At 42.7% G+C, this 20,641-nt stretch carries 18 protein-coding genes and 1 tRNA gene; 11 read left to right on the top strand and 8 right to left on the bottom strand.

The window, feature by feature from the left end; all coding sequences use genetic code 11:
• Nucleotides 1-398 (top strand): hypothetical protein (locus J7K41_00890; protein ID MCD6549255.1); only part of this gene is annotated, 398 nt, incomplete at its 5' end.
• A gap of 31 nt (nucleotides 399-429) precedes the next feature.
• Here the strand turns inward: J7K41_00890 and J7K41_00885 are convergent.
• The 3 genes from J7K41_00885 to J7K41_00875 form a co-directional block, all read right to left on the bottom strand.
• Complete coding sequence (locus J7K41_00885; GenBank protein ID MCD6549254.1) at nucleotides 430-1,536, bottom strand: tryptophan--tRNA ligase; 1,107 nt, start codon at nucleotides 1,534-1,536, stop codon at nucleotides 430-432.
• A 55-nt stretch (nucleotides 1,537-1,591) separates the two neighbouring features.
• Entirely contained in the window at nucleotides 1,592-1,954 is a 363-nt protein-coding gene (locus J7K41_00880) for a ribonuclease P (GenBank protein MCD6549253.1), read from the bottom strand.
• Nucleotides 1,955-2,007: 53 nt separating this feature from the next.
• Nucleotides 2,008-2,132 (bottom strand) — tRNA-Ile (locus J7K41_00875).
• A gap of 318 nt (nucleotides 2,133-2,450) precedes the next feature.
• Here J7K41_00875 and J7K41_00870 point away from each other — a divergent pair.
• The 3 genes from J7K41_00870 to J7K41_00860 are packed head-to-tail and all read left to right on the top strand — an operon-like array spanning nucleotide 2,451 to nucleotide 5,021.
• Nucleotides 2,451-3,437, top strand: a complete 987-nt coding sequence (locus J7K41_00870; protein MCD6549252.1) for an ATP-binding cassette domain-containing protein — start codon at nucleotides 2,451-2,453, stop codon at nucleotides 3,435-3,437.
• 28 nt (nucleotides 3,438-3,465) lie between these two features.
• A complete protein-coding gene (locus J7K41_00865; GenBank protein MCD6549251.1) occupies nucleotides 3,466-4,230 on the top strand; it encodes a hypothetical protein in 765 nt (254 codons plus the stop codon).
• Nucleotides 4,231-4,256: 26 nt separating this feature from the next.
• Entirely contained in the window at nucleotides 4,257-5,021 is a 765-nt protein-coding gene (locus J7K41_00860) for an ABC-2 family transporter protein (GenBank protein MCD6549250.1), read from the top strand.
• A gap of 83 nt (nucleotides 5,022-5,104) precedes the next feature.
• Here J7K41_00860 and J7K41_00855 read toward each other — a convergent pair whose 3' ends face one another.
• A complete protein-coding gene (locus J7K41_00855; protein ID MCD6549249.1) occupies nucleotides 5,105-6,862 on the bottom strand; it encodes a hypothetical protein in 1,758 nt (585 codons plus the stop codon).
• Between the two features lie 257 nt (nucleotides 6,863-7,119).
• On the opposite strand from J7K41_00855, the gene J7K41_00850 reads away from it, so the two are divergent.
• The 4 genes from J7K41_00850 to ffh all read left to right on the top strand — a co-directional run bounded on the left by J7K41_00850 (nucleotide 7,120) and on the right by ffh (nucleotide 13,005).
• Nucleotides 7,120-8,520: a hypothetical protein gene (locus tag J7K41_00850; GenBank protein ID MCD6549248.1), complete on the top strand. Its 1,401-nt coding sequence runs from the start codon at nucleotides 7,120-7,122 to the stop codon at nucleotides 8,518-8,520.
• A gap of 58 nt (nucleotides 8,521-8,578) precedes the next feature.
• On the top strand, nucleotides 8,579-10,972 hold the full coding sequence (locus tag J7K41_00845) for a hypothetical protein (GenBank protein MCD6549247.1): 2,394 nt from the start codon (nucleotides 8,579-8,581) through the stop codon (nucleotides 10,970-10,972).
• Between the two features lie 114 nt (nucleotides 10,973-11,086).
• Nucleotides 11,087-11,650 (top strand): hypothetical protein, encoded by a 564-nt coding sequence (locus tag J7K41_00840; GenBank protein ID MCD6549246.1) that lies wholly within the window; start codon nucleotides 11,087-11,089, stop codon nucleotides 11,648-11,650.
• A gap of 35 nt (nucleotides 11,651-11,685) precedes the next feature.
• Nucleotides 11,686-13,005, top strand: coding sequence for a signal recognition particle protein (ffh, locus tag J7K41_00835; GenBank protein ID MCD6549245.1), 1,320 nt, complete (start codon nucleotides 11,686-11,688; stop codon nucleotides 13,003-13,005).
• 89 nt (nucleotides 13,006-13,094) lie between these two features.
• Here ffh and J7K41_00830 read toward each other — a convergent pair whose 3' ends face one another.
• Complete coding sequence (locus J7K41_00830) at nucleotides 13,095-13,832, bottom strand: helix-turn-helix domain-containing protein (protein MCD6549244.1); 738 nt, start codon at nucleotides 13,830-13,832, stop codon at nucleotides 13,095-13,097.
• A 207-nt stretch (nucleotides 13,833-14,039) separates the two neighbouring features.
• Here J7K41_00830 and J7K41_00825 point away from each other — a divergent pair, with 207 nt between their 5' ends.
• Nucleotides 14,040-16,535 (top strand): DNA polymerase, encoded by a 2,496-nt coding sequence (locus J7K41_00825; GenBank protein MCD6549243.1) that lies wholly within the window; start codon nucleotides 14,040-14,042, stop codon nucleotides 16,533-16,535.
• A 10-nt stretch (nucleotides 16,536-16,545) separates the two neighbouring features.
• Here J7K41_00825 and J7K41_00820 read toward each other — a convergent pair whose 3' ends face one another.
• Nucleotides 16,546-17,085, bottom strand: coding sequence for a hypothetical protein (locus J7K41_00820; GenBank protein ID MCD6549242.1), 540 nt, complete (start codon nucleotides 17,083-17,085; stop codon nucleotides 16,546-16,548).
• Between the two features lie 180 nt (nucleotides 17,086-17,265).
• Here J7K41_00820 and rtcA point away from each other — a divergent pair, with 180 nt between their 5' ends.
• Both rtcA and J7K41_00810 read left to right on the top strand, forming a co-directional pair.
• Complete coding sequence (gene rtcA, locus J7K41_00815; GenBank protein ID MCD6549241.1) at nucleotides 17,266-18,240, top strand: RNA 3'-phosphate cyclase; 975 nt, start codon at nucleotides 17,266-17,268, stop codon at nucleotides 18,238-18,240.
• A gap of 45 nt (nucleotides 18,241-18,285) precedes the next feature.
• Nucleotides 18,286-18,918 (top strand): DUF92 domain-containing protein, encoded by a 633-nt coding sequence (locus J7K41_00810; GenBank protein ID MCD6549240.1) that lies wholly within the window; start codon nucleotides 18,286-18,288, stop codon nucleotides 18,916-18,918.
• Here the strand turns inward: J7K41_00810 and J7K41_00805 are convergent.
• Nucleotides 18,903-19,739 (bottom strand): hypothetical protein, encoded by an 837-nt coding sequence (locus J7K41_00805; GenBank protein MCD6549239.1) that lies wholly within the window; start codon nucleotides 19,737-19,739, stop codon nucleotides 18,903-18,905. The genes J7K41_00810 and J7K41_00805 overlap by 16 nt on opposite strands.
• Nucleotides 19,740-19,908: 169 nt before the next feature.
• Nucleotides 19,909-20,641 (bottom strand): hypothetical protein (locus tag J7K41_00800; protein ID MCD6549238.1); only part of this gene is annotated, 733 nt, incomplete at its 5' end.

The raw sequence follows: 20,641 nt of genomic DNA, 5'->3' as shown, positions 1-20,641 counted from the left end.
GATACATGAAAGCTCAGGCATCTCTGGAATTCCTTATTATCCTTGCCGTTTTCTTTTCGATGCTAGTTGTATCTTTCAGTATTTTGATGAACATCAAACACACCGGAGATGAAAGCGTCCGAACATCGCGTCTTATGATGGTTGCCAACGACCTTGAGGATACCGTTAACGAGATCTGCGTGCTCGGCGAAGGAAGCAGGAAGACGGTACGGTTTCCTTTGGAAAAGGTTACGATAGATGTTGTAGGCTCCGGAAAAAACCAGCACCTCAAAATAGTGTACATGAACGAAACCGCGTACACGGATAAACTGATATGCGAAGTCGATGCGGACAACGTTGAAGGGTCGGCCGTTGAAGTGCACAAGGAGTCCGGTGTTGTTTACATAGATGCCGTCTGAACGTCTGCTTTTGAATACTGCCCAACCGTTTTCAATCCCTGACCAAATACCTGTCGACAAGCAAACGCGCACGTTCCCGTCTCTTCCGATGTTCCTCAAGAAACCGTGTTATACGGTCGGCAAGTTCCCTCTTACACTCACCACATGTCAACGCGCCGGATTTGCAACGTTGGTACCGTTCGTTAAGTTCTCTGTCATCGGGTTCGAAGAACATCCTGTAATAGGCAAACACCGTGCAAACCTCGGGTCGTCCGCCCAACCGTTTCTGTTCTTCAACGGTATCGCGTCCACCTGTGAACGCGCGGTAAACCTTACGTCTAACCGTTTCAGGGTCGTCGGTAGTGAATATCGTAGAATCAGGGTCTGAGGCAGACATCTTACCGCCCTTCTTCAATCCCGGGAAAAATATGCATTGAACCGATGCGGGTTTGTAATAACCTAACTTGGGTAACACGTCACGGGCGATCCGAAAATGCGGGTCCTGGTCAACGGCATGAGGTATCAGACAGGGCACGTTACGTCCCTCCTCAACGGATTTGAGGAATGCCGGTACCGACTGCATACTCGTGTAAAAACTCAATCCAACGTTCGTGGAAGGTGTAAACCCGAACACCGCCGAAGCCGTGGAAAAGGTAATGTGTTTGGCCACACGTATCGCCTGTGGGTACAACGTCTTTGCATACTCGGTGTCGATGAATATCCTGGTCCTGTTTTCATCAAACCCGACCGCTATCACGTCCAAAACGTTCTCGTAAGCGTACCTTTTGACATCGGTTAAACTCAGGTCGTTACGGTGCAGATATTTCTCGTCATCCGTGATCTGGAAATACAGTTCTGCATCGAACTTATCCTGTAACCATTTGGTAAACACCCATGGAAGAAGATGGCCGAGATGCGTGTGACCGGAAGGTCCTCTCCCTGTATACAGATAGAACTTGTTACCTTTCTCGTATTCATTGAGTATCCAATCGAAATCACGATGTGCAAAGAATATCCTCCTCCTGAGCATGAAATGAAGTTCTCCTGTCAACCGTTCAACCTTGTCCAACAACTCATCCGTGATCTTCTGTATCCCGAACTCTTCTATCAACTTATCGTAATCAACCTCGCCCTCCACTTCCCATGGCGTAACCTTCATGTCTTCACCCCTTTTCCCGTCTCGATCCCGAACCGTTACACCCGCCCTGCCGAGTTTATCCATCGGTCTTATCGGACCGTTCCGGTCCGCCGGCCCGCTCTGCAAAAGGTTTCGGAAAGGACCGTTTGTAACCGCATATCTTACATCTGTAGATTAAAAGATTTTCGTTATACGGATTCGGTTCGATGTCCACCGTTTCGTCAGGGATCCATGGCGTGAAACATCTCTGACAGAACAACCGACGCAATCCGCGGAGACGGACGTTGTACCGTTCGCACAGGCGTTTGGCGAGGCGCGTGTAGCGCCTCGCCAACGCCGGATCATCGCGATACGTTTCAAAGGCATATTTGATAAGGAGTTCTGCGCGTTCACGGGCAATCCGTTTGAGAAACAGTTTATCACGACGGTTCATAAACATCACAACGTTTCCTATCCATTCATCATAAAAATAGCTTTACATGGGTCAGATGATGGGCCAGGGGCGATTCGAACGCCCGACCTCCGGTTGTCTCAGAGCGCGTCAGAACGGTTCTGTGAAGATGTACCGTTCTGTGTCGTATAAGACCGGCGCTCTAACCAGGCTAAGCTACTGGCCCTACCGTTATCACTTTATTTCCAAAGTGTTTTAAAAACTTTACGCGTGCCACTGAAAAATCTGCGGTTGCGAATAAATACCGGTTAATTCGCCTGGGGAATTAAGTTTTCTACGGGCACATCTTCTCATTTTCATATTTCACTTTTCTCATACTCTTATTTTCCTTCCTACATACCTTTTTACTTCACTTTCCTTCTTATCTCATTCCACAACTCGCTGGATTAATTTTCAAAGAATATTCACAAGAGCACCGAAAAGTAAAAGCGAAGAAGATTTTTAAACTACATAATCCCAACATCGAAGAATAGAGGCGGTTCGGATGGGAAATGCGATCCGTGTCGAGCATCTGGTAAAGGAGTTCAACGTTCCAAAGAAGCCCAGGACCCTTTTCCAGAGGGTGAAGAATGTATTCATCAGGGATTGGGAGGTGTTCAGGGCAGTTGAGGATATCTCTTTTACCGTGGGTAAAGGTGAGTTCTTAGGTCTCCTCGGTAAGAACGGGTCTGGTAAGACAACCACTATTAAGATCCTTTCGGGAATACTGACACCTACCAGCGGTAGGGTGAGTTGTCTCGGCGAAATACCTTGGAAGAGGAGGAAGGAGTATCTGAAGAGGATCGGTGTACTCTTCGGGAACAGGAGTAATCTCATATTTGATATTGAGTTGGAGGAATCCTTCCTCATGTATAAAGATATCTACGGTTTATCCGATACCTTCTACGATAACCGAATGAAACTGTTGAACCGTCTCTTAGAGTTGGAAAATCTCCTACACATGCCAGTACGTAAACTGTCCTTCGGACAGAGGATGAGGGGCGAACTGGGTGTTGTGTTCTTACACAGACCTGAGTTGGTCTTCTTAGACGAACCTACCATAGGTATAGACCCATTAGCCAAGGAGAAGGTGCATAGATTTCTTCATGAGATTAATAAAAGGGACGGGGTTACGGTCGTGCTGACTACACATAATATAGATGATGTTGAACGGTTGTGCGAACGTGTGATCGTGTTGAGTAAGGGTAAGGTTGTGTTTGACGGACCTGTTGATACGCTTAGGAGTAAGTATGTGAAGTTTAAGGATGTGGTTGTTGAATTTACCGAGGTAAAGGATGAGAGATTGTTCAATAAAATGGTTAAGATGTTAAAGGATGTTGAGAAGGGCGAGACCTATTTCAGAGGTCGGTTATCCAAGAGACGACAGAAGGCGTTCTTTGAGATGTTAACCTCCTCTGTAGAACTCTCTCAGATGGATGTGACAGAACCTGCTCTAGAGGAGATCATTAAAGAGATATACAGGGAGAGGTAAACTGCGAACATTGAACGGGTGTGAGACCATGTCCGTGAACGCGTACATATCCATCCTTCGTAGGGGTATCAAAAGATACTATGCCTACCCATACCGTCTAATCTTCTCGTTATCACTTAATCTGATGTTCGTCGTCCTGTTAACCGTCCTGTGGTCTCATCTGTTGCACGAGGACGCTCTGTATTTAACACAGTATTTCTTACTTTCCGAATACGTGGTAGTGGGTAGGGTCATGCCCTATGTAGAATCAAAATATTCTAGTAGCATCAAACAGGGGTGGTGTCTGTATTTTCTTAAACCGGTCCGGTTATCTACCGCCATAGGTTCTGAGGTTATCGGTTATCAGATGGTTGAAACATCGGTCAGCATACTGACAGGTTATCTGCTCATGATATTAACGGGTTTCGTTCCCCAACCGCACACGGTAATCCTTCTTCCGGTCGTCCTGCTGTTGATCACAATTTACGATTTCGTCATCGAGTACATAATCGGTGGTTTAGCGTTCTACATGTACGATGTATGGGGGGTAAACCATGTCTACGGAACGGTTGCGTACGCGTTGAGCGGAGGTCTTGTACCGCTTTCGTCATTCCCGGGTTGGGCGCAGAAGATGTTGGATTGGTTACCTTTTCCATTCCGCAGGTATTACATGATACAGTTCCTGTTGACCGGAGAACTATCATACCTGGTCATGGGAGGTATCACACTGTTCTTCTGGTCTATCATGTTGGGCATATTTGGGTACCTGCTACATAGGAGAGGTTGGAAGCGGTTTGAGTCGCAGGGAGGATGATGTGTAGGATAAATAGGGGTGTGTGAATGGGCCTCAGGTTGATACTGCGTCTGTTGCGGGTGCGGTTCAAAGAAAACATGGAATACAGGATAGGATGGGTGTTCATGTTCCTGACTACGCTCACCTCTATACTTACCGGTATAGTGTTCTGGTTCATGCTGAGCGACGGTGAGGGGTTCCATGGGTGGTCTTATCCGGAGTTGATCCTGTTATCCACGATCGGATTGTTATCCCGCGAGATCACATACGTGATAGGGATTGACCCGTGGATAAAAGAGTTGTTTAAAGAACGGTTGACCGTCTACATGACAAAACCAGTCCGTCTGTTGAGATATCTTTGTCTCCGTCATGGCGACCTTCTCAGTACACCCGGGATCCTAACATCATTAGTGACGTTGTGGTTGGTACCCCATGTGTATCATGTGGATGTTGACCTTCCGCTTTTCTTAGTATTCTTTATATTCTCTGTATTCATTCATGCAGCCCTGTTCTTCATAATTCTGATCGTCGGTCTTTACTGGTACGATACCGCTGAAGCGGTAGACGAATTCATATACAGTCTACTCTTTCTATGTCGTAATCCTATAGATAAGATAAAAACTGGTTTGTTCTCCGTAATCCTCTATCCGCTGTTGTTCGTGTCGGTGTTTCCTAGTCATGCGTTCGCAGGGGAACTGACCGCGTCTCCGCTCTATATATCAGAAGTTTTCTTAGGATTCATTCTGATATTCTGGATAGAGTATAAGTTATGGGAGAGGGGACTGAAGAAATACGAAAGTTTTGGGGGATGATTTTTAGTTTGTGTCCTATCGGAAACAAACTAGTTGAAACAGAGACGTGTTTAAACCTTAAAACACTAGACAAATCATCTAATCTACTTTAGATACTTCTTCTTAAGCAGACCGACCGGGATCCTCACATAGTTCTGTTCCTTATCCCAATCCGTGATGTTTGAGTAGAACCGGATGATCTTACTGTTCGGAATGACCGGGCCTTTACAATATTGACGAGTAATCTGTATTAAAGAATCCGGGGTTAACCGACCGTCCACCCTGATCACAACGAACCGACCATCACGTAGTTCCTCCTTGATTAGATCTCGTGGGACATAGAATACCTTGCCAGGCGAGATCGAACTCTCCTGGTTAAAAGCGTGTATCTCATCCAGATCCTTGGGATCCTCTAATAGAACCTTAATTTCCTCTTCTGTGAAATCGGTCGGTAGTGTAAATGTGTAGTATTCCGTCCCCAAACTCTTACGTAATAGGAGACGACCACTCCTACCTATCTTGGCGACAGGAACTCTCTCTTCAGGCAGGTGTACGGGTTTACTTTCCTCTCTAGATAGTGGTTGTGTTTCTCGGGGTCGGAACTCGGGTATCCTACTCTCTATGTTTGGGAGGGATGACCGTTCAACCGATGAATCTATGTAGAGGGCGTCTGATTCGGCACGTGCGGATGCTAACCCTTCGGATAACGTGTCTTCAATCCTGGGTTTGAGGATCGGTTCTAAACTGATGACATCGCGTAATCTTTCTTCCTCAGAGTTAACCCGTTCCACCTCAAAATACAAGGCTCCCACGTATTCAGAGTAGGGTGCACTGATCTTCCCACCTGATTCGGCGAGTGTTTTTATGAAATCAATACGTAATTCTGAGAGTGAGGTATGGTCCTTGGTTAAAACCTTTTCCATAACCTTACGGACGTCGGTAGGTCCCGAGTTATACATCGCCGCCAAAACAGATACCAAGAACTCACGTTTCTCGTGGACAGATGCGGTTTTGAACAACCTCTTGATCTGATCAGATTTTGAGTATATGTTCTTGACAAAGTATATCATGTTATCGTAGAGTAGGGCTGCTGTCATCAGGGCTTGACCTTCTAGGGAAGTGATCATCTCCTCATAGGATTTTTGAAATAACTCTGGATACTTCTTCTGTAACACGTAATAATTACTCCTACGGAACTGGAAGGCACCAACCGAGATCACACGATCGTTAAGAGAGGGTAGAAACCTTGGATCATACCCTTCCCGCAACATCATGTCTAACAACTCGATCCTCGCCTTTGGGGTGTAGTATATGTAGAACCTCTTCCCCTTAGGTCCTATACGTCTGGTACCCTTAGGTACGGATTCGTACGTCATGAACGTGGTTAACATGTTTCCGTCTAAATAGTATATTGGGTTCTCAGAACCATCCTCCAGGTATTTAACAGGTTTATACGTGTTCAGTATAGTATCTACCGCTCGCTGGTTGATGTCCAGTATGTCCTGGAGGTTGAACTCCTTCCTCGGGATCTTAGAGAGATATGAGACCAGTTTATTCCAATCTGTTTTGTTATGGACTGGTTTAAGGTTGAGAAAGTCTTTCATGCGGTTGATGTACTGGAACACGTCATCCCTATCGTTAAGATAACCTTCATCCTTTAATGTTGAGAGAGTATGTGTCTCCAGTAGATAACTCATCTTAGGATTGTAGAGCGGATTTTTATCGTACGGGGGGATTAACTTCTCGGGGTCGTTGATCTCGCTGCGTAGGTGTTTTGATGTGATAGGGACGGGGATCACATTCAAATCAATTAACCCCTTGTGTTCGTGTTCAGAAGGTTTAGTTCTCATCTTTACCTTCACAATCTCACCTTAAGTTTTTCTTGATATATTCATTTTTGATGACTATATGTTTAGGAGTTAGAGTATATAAATCTTGAATTGTGGATTAAATGCATAATATTCTTATCAATTCTGTATCGAAAGTTAAAAATTTTGCCTCAAGACAGAACTACCCTCAAACTTTTTCATCCTAGTATTCACCCGATCACAGTAACATCAAATACATATTACTATATATTAACACAAAAATTATAAAGAAAGGTTGTCCAAATATTATTATGGTAATGAAACCCAAGAAACTGTTAACTAGTCTGATCGTGCTTGCAAATATATCCTCTGGATTTGCTGGGCAACCGGTATTGGCTGATTCGCTCAACACAAAGAATACTACAGTAAAAAAGGAAACAGTAAACACAAACCAAACAGAGACCCACTTCTCAGATAGATTAAACTTGGTTAAGGAGATATGCAACCAATGGTTAGAAAATATTAAGATGAAAAAGAAGAGTGAGATCGCACATGAGATAGGAAGATTGAGTAATATAGAAGTTCTCGCCTTACTAACTCTTGACCCGACAACCTTCCCACCTGAAATACAGAAACTCGTATGGTTGAAGGTATTAGATTTATCAGACGGTAAAGATCCAGTTGAATGGGTAAACACACAAACGTTAGACAGTAAATTTAAGGAATACATCAACAAGAACGTTTGTCTCCTCGCAGCGTTGAACAACCATCATCTTGACGGACTTGAAGACGTGATAACAAACTTGGCAGTATCAAACGATGAACATGACCTTCTTTTAGTCATACGTTTCTTTTCTGAATATAGAGGGCCGTTCATAGATAAACGTAAGTTATCAGATAAAATCAAAAACAGTATGACCACAACCACCTCAAAACCTGATTTGATGAAGGAATTCTTATACTACCAAATCACAGGACAACCTATAAACACCGAATCAGCAGAAGCGATAGAGAAGATTAAACAAGAACTCTGTTTGAACCCTACGAGGTTGAAAAAAGATAATGTGATCAAGGTTGTCCAGATTTTTGATCATTGGCCGAGTAATCGTGAGAATTGGTTCCATGCCAGTATAAAGAGGTTTGAAAGTTATCTGAGATATGGTGATCTCGGTAAGGACCTGAAAGGTAAGGTAAAGATAACCGGTATCCAAAAGACGACTACTCACTCTAACAATTGGGAGAAGATTACTCTTACGGCAAATGTAGACAACTTAAAAATAGTCCTTGAGTTTCATCGTCCCAGGAGTGGTAATGTTAAGGGAGACTTGAAGGAGTATGTGAAAAAGGTTATCAGGGATGCTGACCTCATAGCATACCGTGGTGATATCGCAAATCAGAATATGTACTTTACCCCTACCGTTCTTCTATCCGCACAATCAGGTGCTATCATGTTCTTCGGATCATGTTATAGTGTGAGTAGCATACCTGATTTCAAAGCAAACGCGCCAGACATATACTATATTGCAAACATAAATGTGGGATACGGGAATAGAAATATTCGTATAATTGAATCAATACTCAACACGATACTCTTGAATGATAAACTGATACCGTTCACCGAAACAGAGTTGAAAGGAATAAAAGATATTACTTATCCTGGAAAAGATGAAGATATGTTAGAGGTTTATTTGAAATACAGAGAAAGTAAATAATCCTTAAAATTTTGATGTTAGAAACAATATCTGAGTAAACCCATGAATTGGTGATGGAATGCCAGAAATCAAAACTAAAAAGGTTGATAAAACGCACGTTGGAGAGATTAAATTTTCAAAAAACGTTAAAGATACAGATATAAAGCTGACCTTACAACGAGTTGAATTGGCCAGAAAAAATAATGAGTGGAATACACTGACACAAGAGGACGTAAGAAACATAAATTATATTTTAAAAACGGAAAAAGACCAATATAAAATCAACAAAGCATTAGAGTATCTAATACTGATTGCAAAACATGAACCTGGTTTGATAAATGAAGATACTATTTCTACAGTTATCGATGTAATCGAAAATTGTAATCATGAAACTTTTTGGAGAGGGGTAAGCGTCTTGATTTCAACAGTAGAAAAGGGTAAAGGAAAACTATTGGTTCCGTATCTCGATGACCTATTACATGTAAGAAATTCCAAAACTGATAAAAAGGAACGTAGTATGATCAACAGAATCTTTGACGCTATGGTAACTTTAAATAACCAAGATGTTCGAAAAGAAGTTATAAAAAAGATGTTCGAAAATTTTGACGAATTCTATGAAGTACTGAAAGGCATAGATCACAGATTATATCCTGAATTAGTTTCTTTGGGCTTGATTCACCTAGCATTAGAAAATGAGAATGCATCAAAACTACTCGGAAAAATTTTAAAAATAGATATTGATGTGCCAAAGATAGAAGAATCAATAAGAGATGAACAAATGAAAGACCTAATTGATTTAATAAAAAGAAACAATGAAATACTTCAAGATGAGAAGGTCAGCAATAATGTTGCTCAAATAGTATATGAAAAATTGAACAAGATGGAGATGTCAGGTAAAAATATCGATTTATTGATAGATACAATAAGTGAAATAAACAACCTTACTTCACTCACCATAATGGAACAAATCGCTATATACCATCCTGAGAAGATTAAAAAAGAACATGTTAAAAGACTACTTGACAATTATGGAAATGATACGCTATGGAAACGTTCGAAAGATGTACTGCGAATAATAGGAAATCAGCAAGGAGGGAAGTATAGAGAATTCAGAAAAATGATATTACAGAGGCTTTTAAATTGTAGGGATTGCGAGGGACTGATCAACGACATTGCAAGGGGTATGGGTGAGAGATTAGATAGATACGTCTATAATCATAAAATGTATAATGCTAGGATGTATGTTAACCAGTTATCTGAAGAAGAAGTGATCGCGTTAGCAGTAAGCGACCCTGAACTGATGTTAACCACATCGAATAAGATGGTATTAAACCGACTGAAAACATTATGTGGAGAAAAAAAGGTCACAGAATATCTCTCTGAAAATATACCTGATAAGGAGTTGTTCAAAAATCTGAGTTATAATTTTTATCAGAGAATACTTTTGTATAATGAGCTCGCACTATTTTCAGATGACCCTGACCTCATAAATAAAATGAATAGTATGTTTGCAATGGTCATAAAAGAAGATTACAACCCCAAAAAGTATTATTTGCTGTCTAAATTTATTGAACAGTCCAAACACTTTGATGAAGGAGAATACAAGAATTTAGTTCAAAACTTAAGAACAGAAATTGAAAACAAAATAAGTTTAACTTCGGGAAGACATAGATACGCATTGGAATATTTGCTGTTCCAGATCTCCGACCATGATTATAACACATTAAAAAATATTGATCCAGAAGGTGTAAGGGTTGCAAAGATGATAAGAACACAAAATATGCTCGACCCGCTTTCTGTTAAAAAAGATGGTATAATAAAGGTTGTTCAGATCTTTGACTATGAAAACGCTGTTGAAAGCGATTGGAAGACACTTAGCATAGAAGAAACTGAAAATTGGCTGAAGTTAAAGGGAATAACATACAGTACTGAAGACTTTGAAAAGTATGGATTTGAAGGCACAAGAATAACCGCAAACGTCAAAGGGATTAAACTGATATATGAGTTTGTTTCTCCGAAACGCAAAGAAATAGGAGATAAAGCAGAGTATGCAAAAAACGCATTGAAAGATTCAGACATTATCGCATTCAGGGGTCATTCGTACAACCTTTTAAACTACCTTAAAGTCGATGACTTTGAAGAAAGGAATCTCGATAGAAGAATAATTGTATGGTTAGGTTCTTGTACCAGCGCATATGCAATACCTCTGTATCAATCACATTCAAAGTTAAAGGCACAATACATAGGAGTCAGTGGTGTCGGGTTGGGAGATGTTAATATCCACGGGATCAATTATCTAGTAGAAAACATTATAGAAAGAAACATGCCGGTTAAATACTCTCAACTCGGGTTGGTAGAGTATTTAAGCAGGTATCATAATGAGGTAACCGAACAATATTTCTCCTATCCTGGAATAGGAAACGAAGTAGACCAATATGTCAGGATGATGTTCGAATATGTTGCAGAAAGATGACTTTAGCATTGTTCAATCTCTAAAATGCTAAAAAAGCACAGTTAATCAACCGTCCGGTTTGATATATTTAGGTAAGGAGTATGTTTTAAATAAGAAAAAGAAGCAAAATGTGTCATGATGGAGATTCTGTATGTTTTATTTGCGATAGTGTTTTTTGCGTATATACTTGGGTCCCTCGTTGTTCTATCAGGCAAGGATGCACGTACCCATCGGATATTCAAGTATCTATTTCCTGGGAATTACAAAACCCAAAGAACAATCGCAGTATGCATTGTTTTTCTCTTCGGAATAGGAACACTCTATCTTGGCACAACCCTCATTGAGAAAGACCTCCCTGGCGCCCTCTTTGCTATAGGTACAGGGATATTATTATCTATTTTTGCTTTTATTTTCTATTACTCAGGCCCAAAAGAGCCGATGGATAAAAAGTACAATCAATTTACCGGTGCGCATAATAATTTGTTTGTCGTTCTCTTAGGCATGGTTGGAATATTCATTTTTGTATCCCTTTTGTTTGCAGGTTATTTCATAAAAAATGGTTATGGAATTATTACATCTTTTAAGTATGGTTGCGGCATCGGCATTATACTGGTTTGTCTCAGTTTTGGATTAAGTGTTTTGATAAAAAAGGAAATCCTGAATAAAAGGCATTTTCCAGACGGTTTGCGGAAGGGTTAGTTAGGTTTAAAATTGGTAGATGTGTTAAAAGTTACATGGTCGATTTAGGAAAAGGGTTACGTAATGTTATATCACGGATAACCGGAGCACCGTACATAGATGAAAAAACGGTTAAAGAGATCGTTAAAGAACTGCAGAGAGTTCTCATCTCATCAGACGTAAACGTCCGTCTTGTAAAGGAACTTTCTAAAAGGATACAGGAGAAGGCATTAGACACGAAACAGTTGAAGGGGTTGACCGTTAGAGAACACGTGATCAAAGTCGTGTATGACGAACTTGCCGAACTCTTGGGAGAACGGTATGAACCACGGTTGAAGAAACAGAGGATCATGCTGTTGGGGTTATACGGATCAGGTAAAACGACAACCGTTGCAAAACTTGCATACTATTTTAAGAAGAAAGGTCTGTCCACAGCGATGATCGCGTGCGATGTTGATAGACCTGCCGCTTACGAACAACTGGAACAACTCGCCAAAAAGATCAACGTACCGATGTACGGTATCAAAGGAGAGACCGATGTCGAAAAGATAGTAAAGTACGCTCTGGAAAAGGCACGGGAGGAGGTTCTCATCCTGGATTCTGCCGGAAGAAACGCTTTCGATGATGCGTTGATAGACGAACTCAGAAAGATTGCTGATGCGTTTAAACCGGATGAAAAATATCTTGTTATAAGTGCGGACATAGGACAGAGTGCAGGTAAACAGGCGGAGGAGTTCAACAAGGCGATCGGGATCACAGGAGTAATAGTTACGAAGATAGACGGTAGTGCTAAAGGGGGCGGCGCGTTAAGCGCCGTCGCCGCAACCGGTGTTAAGGTAGCATTCATCGGTCACGGCGAACGTATCGAGGACATCGAACCCTTTGATTCGAGAAGGTTCGTAGGAAGACTCTTAGGGTTCCCTGACCTCGAAGCCCTGATAGAGAAGGTTAAAGAGGTTGAAAAAGAGGTCGGTCCCGAGTTGACCGAAGAGAAACTCACTCTAAAGACGTTCTATCAGCAACTCAAAGCTGCAAAGAAGATGGGTCCCTTAGGAAAAGTCCTCTCGATGATGGGATTGCACGACCTACCGAAAGATGCGATCGAAGAGAGCGAAGAAAAACTGAAACGGTATGAGGCTATAATAAACTCGATGACTGAAGAAGAAAGGAACGATTATGTACTGGTTAAGAAAAGCAGAAGCAGACAGGAAAGGATAGCCAGAGGTGCCGGCGTCCGTGTTGAAGAGGTCAGGGACCTGATCAAACAGTTTGAAAGAACTAAGAAGATGCTCGAATCCGTCAAGAAAAACAGAGCCCTACGGGGTAGGTTGGGAAGGATGTTAAAAGGAGGTAACCTGGAAGGGTTCAACATATAGATTGTTCAAAGGACTGCGGTTTAAAGAGAGATAATAAAAAAAGATAATGGGAGGGTAGAAGTGCACGGCCAAAGGTACGATTCATGATTTCATTTCTTCTTTGATTGACGTGCCTTTTCGATCTGGATAAGTTCATTCAAGGTATCCTTATGAATGTACCTTCTTCCACCGACTTTTATATGCGGAATACGACCACGGTCCAAACGACGTTCAAACGTGTTCCTCCGAATCCTTATCTTATTCTTTCGCAAGACCTTTAGAGCTCCCGAGACATCGTAGTAATCCTTTGAAAGTCTTATCAGACTCTCAACTACATCCTTAGGCACCCATCTCTGCGTACCTATCTTAAGGGAAGGTATAGATTGTTTCTCGATCCTGCCAACAAATGCGCGGTAATTAAGTTTGAGATGTTTCTTCAGTTGTTCGTACGCCTGACGTACAGTGTAATAATCTCTATGTAAACCTATCCAATCTGAAAGAACAGGTTCCGGGATATACCGTTTCCTGCCGATCTTCACAGAAGGGATACTCTTACGTTCGACGCGGCCGCAGAAGGCACGGAAGGATATAGGTATACCGTTCTTTCGGATTATGTCGTAAGCCTCTTCCAAGGTGTAGAGACCTAAAGACAACCGTTTGTCACGGGTGAGACGTTTTGCATCATAATACTTTTGAACAGTCTTGAGTATGTTGGCCACCTTCTTACTCAGAGCCTTCTCTTCAGCTGCTCGCTTCTGTTTAAGCATATCTATATCGATACTTCTGATCTTCCTAATCAATTCGTCTTCATTTATAGGTGACAATTCAAACGCCTTCTTCCTTGGCACGTGACCACCCTCCCATTACGTTATATATTATGGTAAAACATTTTTTAATACTTTCTCTATCTGCCAACCAAAATCTTCTCCTATGAAGGTATTTAAAACCATAGATTTTAAATAGTTTCTGTATCCCAAGCAGTTTTAAGCAGTTTTATACGTATATTATCGGGTAAAAGGAAAAAAGAGGACTCTTTGATTACAGGTGTATTGTTTATGACGGAAAGAACAACAGAAGCAAAGGGACTGGAGGAAGAGATTGTAGGAACAATCATAGATGTTGAATCGTATTACGATGAAAACGAACGCCAATCCTACGGGGTTCTGATGCTTAAAGGCGAAGATAATCGATTACGTTCAGTACTGGTTCCCTTTGACCCCTACTTCTACGCAGACATTCCCGACAGGTTAGCCGAACAACTGAGAGAGTCCCTACTGGACCATAGGGGGGAACGGATCGAAGTCAAAGACGTGGAGAAAGTTACCAGGACCTTTGTGGGCAAACCGGTTACCCTGTACAAGATAGTGTGTTATCATCCAAGTCAGGTGCCGGCTCTCAGAAACATATTGGGCGATTATCCGGTTTACGAGGCTAAGATACCTTACATAAAAAGGTTTATGATAGATAAAGATATTCAACCGTTTACAAAGGTAAGGGTAACCGTCAAGGGGCGAAAGGCTGATGAAGTCGAACGGATCTCTGACATCACGCCCAAACTCAAACTGGCCGCTTTTGACATCGAGGTCTACAATCCGCAGGGCGTACCCGATTACCGAAGGGATCCGATAATAATGATAAGTTATGCCACAGACCCTTCGAAAGAAGGTACCTCTAGCGATAAAAACGGTGTCATAACCTACAGAGAGATAAATCTGCCGTTCGTCAAAGAAACTGCTGACGAGAAAGAGATGTTGAACAGGTTCGCTCACATCGTTTCGCAGATAGACCCTGACGTGCTCATAGGGTACAACATAGAGAAGTTCGATTTTCCGTACATGTACAAACGTGCCAAGGTCAAAGGGATAACGCTCTCCTTGGGACGGTCAGATGACAAAGATATATCTCCGGATTTGATGGTTGTTAGGAAAGGGTCCAGTGTAACCGTTCGGATACCGGGACGCACGTATCTCGATGTGTACGAAGCCGTCCGGTTCCTCAACACTGTCGGTGCGGCAAGGTTCACACGGTTGACGCTCAAATCTGCGTACAGAGAGTTCAGCGGCGGGGGAGAACTCGAATCTAAAGATACGGTAAACAGACACGACATCTGGAAGGCGTGGGAGGACGACAGATCAAGGGAAGACCTTGCAAGATACAATGTCGAAGATTCGCGGGCGGCTCTTTACATAGGTGAAAAGATCCTCCCCCTGGAGATAGAACTGAGCAAACTGGCCAGGCAAACGTTACCCGAGACAGCCAGGTCAACCACCGGAAGACTGGTCGAATCACTACTCATGTATTACTCGCAACTTCGGGGTGAGATAGTACCGAACATTCCGGACGAATCAACTGTAAGAATAAGGATGGCTAATCCGATACAGGGCGCGTACGTGAAGATGCCCGAGCCGGGTATCTACAAGGACATCGTGGTGTTCGATTTCAGAGGATTGTACCCGAGCATTATCATATCCCACAACGTGGACCCGGCTACGCTTAACTGTGAATGTTGCGACGATGAAGAAGCGTTCGTCAGTCCCATCGGACACAAATTCTGTAAAAAGAGGAGGGGGTTGATACCGACCGTTTTAGAGATGTTGTTGGATAGGAGGATAGAGATAAAGAAACGATTGAAGAAACTCGACCCTGACACCGAGGAATATGCACGGTTGTACGCACGGTCTCAAGCATACAAGATCATCGCAAACAGTTTCTACGGGTATCTGGCCTATCCACGTTCGAGATGGTATTGTAGGGAATGCGGTGCAAGCGTTACTGCATGGGGCAGATACTATATCAAGGAAACGATCAAAAAGGCCGAAGACATGGGTTTCAGAGTGCTGTATTCGGATACGGACAGCGTGTTCCTGTTGCTGGGTGACAGATCCAAAGAGGACGCGTTGAGGTTCATGGAAGAGGTCAACAAAAGTTTACCCGGTAAGATGGAACTCGAACTCGAAGGGTTCTATCCGAGGGGTGTGTTTGTTTCAAAAAGAGGTTCAGAGAACTCGGAAAAAGGTGCGAAGAAGAAGTACGCATTGATAGATGAACAGGGAAGGATCAAGATAAGAGGGTTCGAACTGGTTAGACGGGACTGGTCCGAGATTGCAAAGAGAACACAGATGAACGTTTTGAAAGCCATACTGAAGGAAGGCGACCCTAAGAAAGCAGTGAGAATAGTAAAGGAAACAGTTAACAAACTGAGGAAGGGCGAGGTTCCGATCAGAGACCTTGTAATATACACGCAGATACAGAGAAACCCGAAGAGTTACACTGTAAAATCTCCAGAACTCTCGGCGGCGCGGAAGGGTATAGAACGGGGTTTGGACATCAAAGAAGGGAGCGTGATCGGCTACGTGATCACCAGGAAGGGCAAATCCATCTCTGACAAGGCAGAACTTGCCGAATACGCAAACGATTACGACCCCAACTATTACATAGATAATCAGATAATACCTGCCGTGTACAAAATACTTAAAGAATTAGGGTTCACAAAAGATGAATTGAAAGGTTTGGGAAAACAGCACACGTTGAACGCTTTCTTCACAGATTAAGATAAGCAGATCAATCCTTTTTGTTCTTGCGTTTTATCTCTACCACATCCTCCAACGAGAAGTACGCTTCCTCAGAAGCGGACACGGGCATTACGGCCTTGGCCTTTTTCTCCTCTTTTATCCTCTTACGCATCTCTTTTATCTGTTCACGGATCTCGCTGAGCTGTTTGTCGAGTTCCTCTTTTTTCTTTCTGAGTTCTTCAAGGTCCTTCTCTATAAGGGCCTTCTTCTTTCGGGCACGTTCCACCTTAAGAACAAACTCTGCCTCCTTCTCAAGCGTTTTCAAACGTTTCAACAATTCCTTCTCCTTCTTAGGAGTGAACGCCTGAGTGGAGATCTTGAACTCTAACCTTCTCAACCGTCTTTTCACAGGCTCGGGATTAACGTCTTCCGTCTGTTTGACAAAGGGTTCGATAGCCTTCAGTTCCATCTCCTTATACTTCAGCCTACTGTTAACCTTCTTAGCTTCCTCGATAAGTTCCCCTTTCTTCTTCTCGAGGTCCTCAAGCACTGCGGATGGATTACCCTCAACGCTGTTGTTGTTCATCATTCAAGTTTTATGTAACAAAAGGTTTAAATAAGGTAACGTTCTATATAAAATTGCGATTTCTGTCGGAATCGGTGGGAAAATTGGTCGCCTCGCCAGCACGGTAACGTGCTGGCCTTCTTCTCTGTCCCAAGCATCCGTACAGAAAAGGTTTAATTTCAGATAGAATGAAAGGTAATTTTTATGATAGAGATAGACGGGTCGTACGGTGAAGGAGGGGGACAGATACTCAGAACCGCGTTGTCAATGAGCGTGATGACCGGTCAACCGGTCAGGATTTACAATATCCGTAAGAACAGACCTAAGAAAGGGTTACAGATGCAACATCTGGCTGTGGTCAGAACATTGAAACAGGTCAGCAACGCCGATGTCGAAGGGGTCTCTCTAGGTAGTGAGGAGGTAGTGTTCAGACCGGGAACGGTTAGACCGGGGAGTTATCATTTTGATATCAAAACAGCCGGTTCGACGGTACTGCTCACACAGGCGGCATTACCAGCCCTTTTGTTTGCAGGTAGAAGGTCAAACATAACCGTGGAAGGGGGTACGCATGTGCCCTTCAGTCCAACATATGAAGAATACGCGTACGCATTTCTACCCGTGCTGGAGATGATGGGTGCGCATGTGGAACCAAGAATACTCAGGTACGGGTTCTACCCAAGGGGAGGCGGTAGGATCACATCGGTCATAGAACCTGTTAAAGAGCTTAAAGGGATAATTTTAGATAGACCGATAGAGGAGAAAACAAACGTATCCATAATCATAGGCGGGTTACCCGAGCATGTTGCAAAACGTGAGCGGGCAGTAATATTAAAACATTACCCTGACGCAAACATTAAAATAAACCGTGTTGACTCATTATCGCCGGGTAACGCTGTGATATTCCACAGGTTTGGGTTGGGTATCCATTCTTTGGGAAGAAAAGGTAAACCTGCAGAAGAGGTGGCCGAAGAAGTCTGCAAAGAATACGAAAGAGAGAAGATGTATCCGGTAGATAAACACACTGCTGACCAAGTCATGTTGTACATGGCTCTTGCAGAGGAGAGATCGAAGATAATAACATCGGAGATCACTCAACATGCTAAGACGCATGCATGGGTAATAGAACAGTTCACCGACCGAAAATTCTATATAACAGACAACAAGATAGAATGCAGATGAATTCGATAATGCATACGGATGTATCGCGTAAGGGGGAAAACGTTTATGACGCCTAAAACGGTCTCTTCAAGAATAAGACATGTGCTTCTATTAGACCCGCAAGGTATAGTTGTAGCACTTGCGATAGGAGGGTTATTGGTCTACATCAGTCCAGTATACTTCGTCATCTTACTCATATTCCTGCTTCTAAGTGTAATGGTTACAAAATACGGGTACTATGAAAAGAAATCTATGGGTATCTACGAACATGAAAGAAGTTGGGAGAACGTAGTGTCCAACGGATTGGTACCTCTGATAGCAGCGTTTGTATCACCTTACGCATACCTCGGTGCGGTTGCAGCCGTCACTTCCGACAAGTTCGCCTCTGAACTCGGTGTCCTGGGAGAGGAACCTATAGACCTACTGACGTTAAAGAAGACCAAACCAGGTACAAGCGGTGCGGTCAGTCCGTTCGGCACGTTCATGTCGTTCGTTGGTGCGCTCGCGATAGGATTAACGGGCACGGCACTTCTCAACATCAGTTTGTACGATGCAGTGGTCATAGGGGTTATCGGATGGATAGGCAGTTTGGTTGACAGCGTTGTAGGGGTTTTGGAAGAAAGAGGGATAGGTAACAAGATGACCACAAACATCGTATGCGCGCTCATAGGTATGTTGTTGGGTTATATGTACACATAGATATTGATGAGATGCATGAAAAGGTCGCCCGTGTAAAGGGAGATCAAAAGGCCGATGAACACGAAGGGGAGGAATGGAGGTAACTTGGTATAAACAGGTAATTTTCTGATTCCCGCTTTCTTGAGTTTGTTCAGGTCAGACTGTTTGAAAACACGGGGTATCTTGTTCTTCTCAACGTATTCCCTGTCCAACGTCTCGACGGCTATCACATCCCCGTCTTCGATCCTTGAAACAGGGATCACTTCCATCATCGATTGTTTGATCTCATTCTTGTAAACCATGAACAGGATGGCCAATGCCATGAAATACGCAAAGATGAGGTAGTACCAGACAGTGAACATACCCATCACATTGAGCATGTACACTGTTACGCACAACAACCCGATCAGTAACGCTATTGCCGACAGTTCCCTCCACGATAACCTCTTCTTACGTTTCATGGCGGCGGGGAGGTACACAGATGCAGCGTAACCTGAGAACACTATCCCGGCAAGCACAAGTACGGTAAACACGAAAGGAACATAACCGTAAGGTTCTACAGGTGACCTGGGCAACAAAAGTGCCAGAGAGGAGATTACGTAAACGTCCGCCTCACCGATATGCCCCAACCGATAGAACGTATAACCTGCAAGAAACAGTACCGCCGCAGTAGCGAACGTTAAACCCGGCTCAGAACTTGTGAAGAACGCCAACACTGCCGAGATCCCCAGGAACAAGTACAACAGAACACTTGGTATATTACGGTTGTTACGAATGTCGTAGTAAGCAGATATGCCAGTACCCAGAACCGCTATACCGACGTTTACAAAATAGGGTATCATGGAGTTGAAAACGTATCGAAGATTTATAAACTTTTTTGGAGACGCTTCTGTTTAATTTATTGTCCAGTATAACGTTCGCCGAACACACCACGAAGTTTTGCCTTGCGAAAATTGGGCGAAGAAACGAAGCACTGTAACCGTACGTACACTGGGAAGTCACCAAAAGAACTTATCCTATTTCTTCTTTTATCCATAGTTTTTCACCTTTTACCCAATCAATAATTATTTGTTTGTAATCGTCCTTTATTTTGTATATGTAATCTCTTTTTGCATGACTCCAAGAACTTTCTATAATGTCCTCTTTGTTTAATGGTTTTCTTCTCATTTTCAGACCTCCTCGTGCCCCAGCAATATCTCTACCGGTTATTTTTTTATCGATTCCTTCAGAAGGTCTTCTTTTCGCAATCTCGTTCATCAAGAAGGTCACCTGTTTACTTGTTGCTGGTTCTTTATCAACCTGTACTAAGGCTGCTAAGAGTATCCGTTGATAAGGTGTTGCATCCTTTAAATATGAAAGAAGTTCGGCTTTTGTCCATGGCTCTTCTTCCCCTTCAGCGGCTTCTTTTTCCTCCTTTTCCTCAACTTGTTCCTCAACAGCTGTTGATTTAGTGGTAGCTATCTCCACTATTAGTCTCACTATATTTCCAATGTTGATACTTTCAATGGGTAGAAGAAGATTTTGAACTTTCTCTATCGCTTGTTTCTCCCCTATTACTGGTTCTAATTCTTCTTTTAGAGTTATAACTTCCATCAAGTCGTCATAGAGAATTAAACGCATTCTATCTTTGTATTTGCTTCCTAATATTTGCTCAATCAGAGGTTGGACATCACCCTTGCCTATGACATATAACCCAAAAATATTTTTAACTCCTTCCTTTTTAGAAAGTTCTTCAAGATAATCT

The sequence above is a fragment of the Candidatus Micrarchaeota archaeon genome (assembly GCA_021163225.1).
Classification (GTDB): Archaea; Micrarchaeota; Micrarchaeia; order Anstonellales; family JAGGXE01; genus JAGGXE01.
Note: the sequence above shows the minus strand (reverse complement) of the source record. Positions and strands in the feature narration are given on the sequence as shown.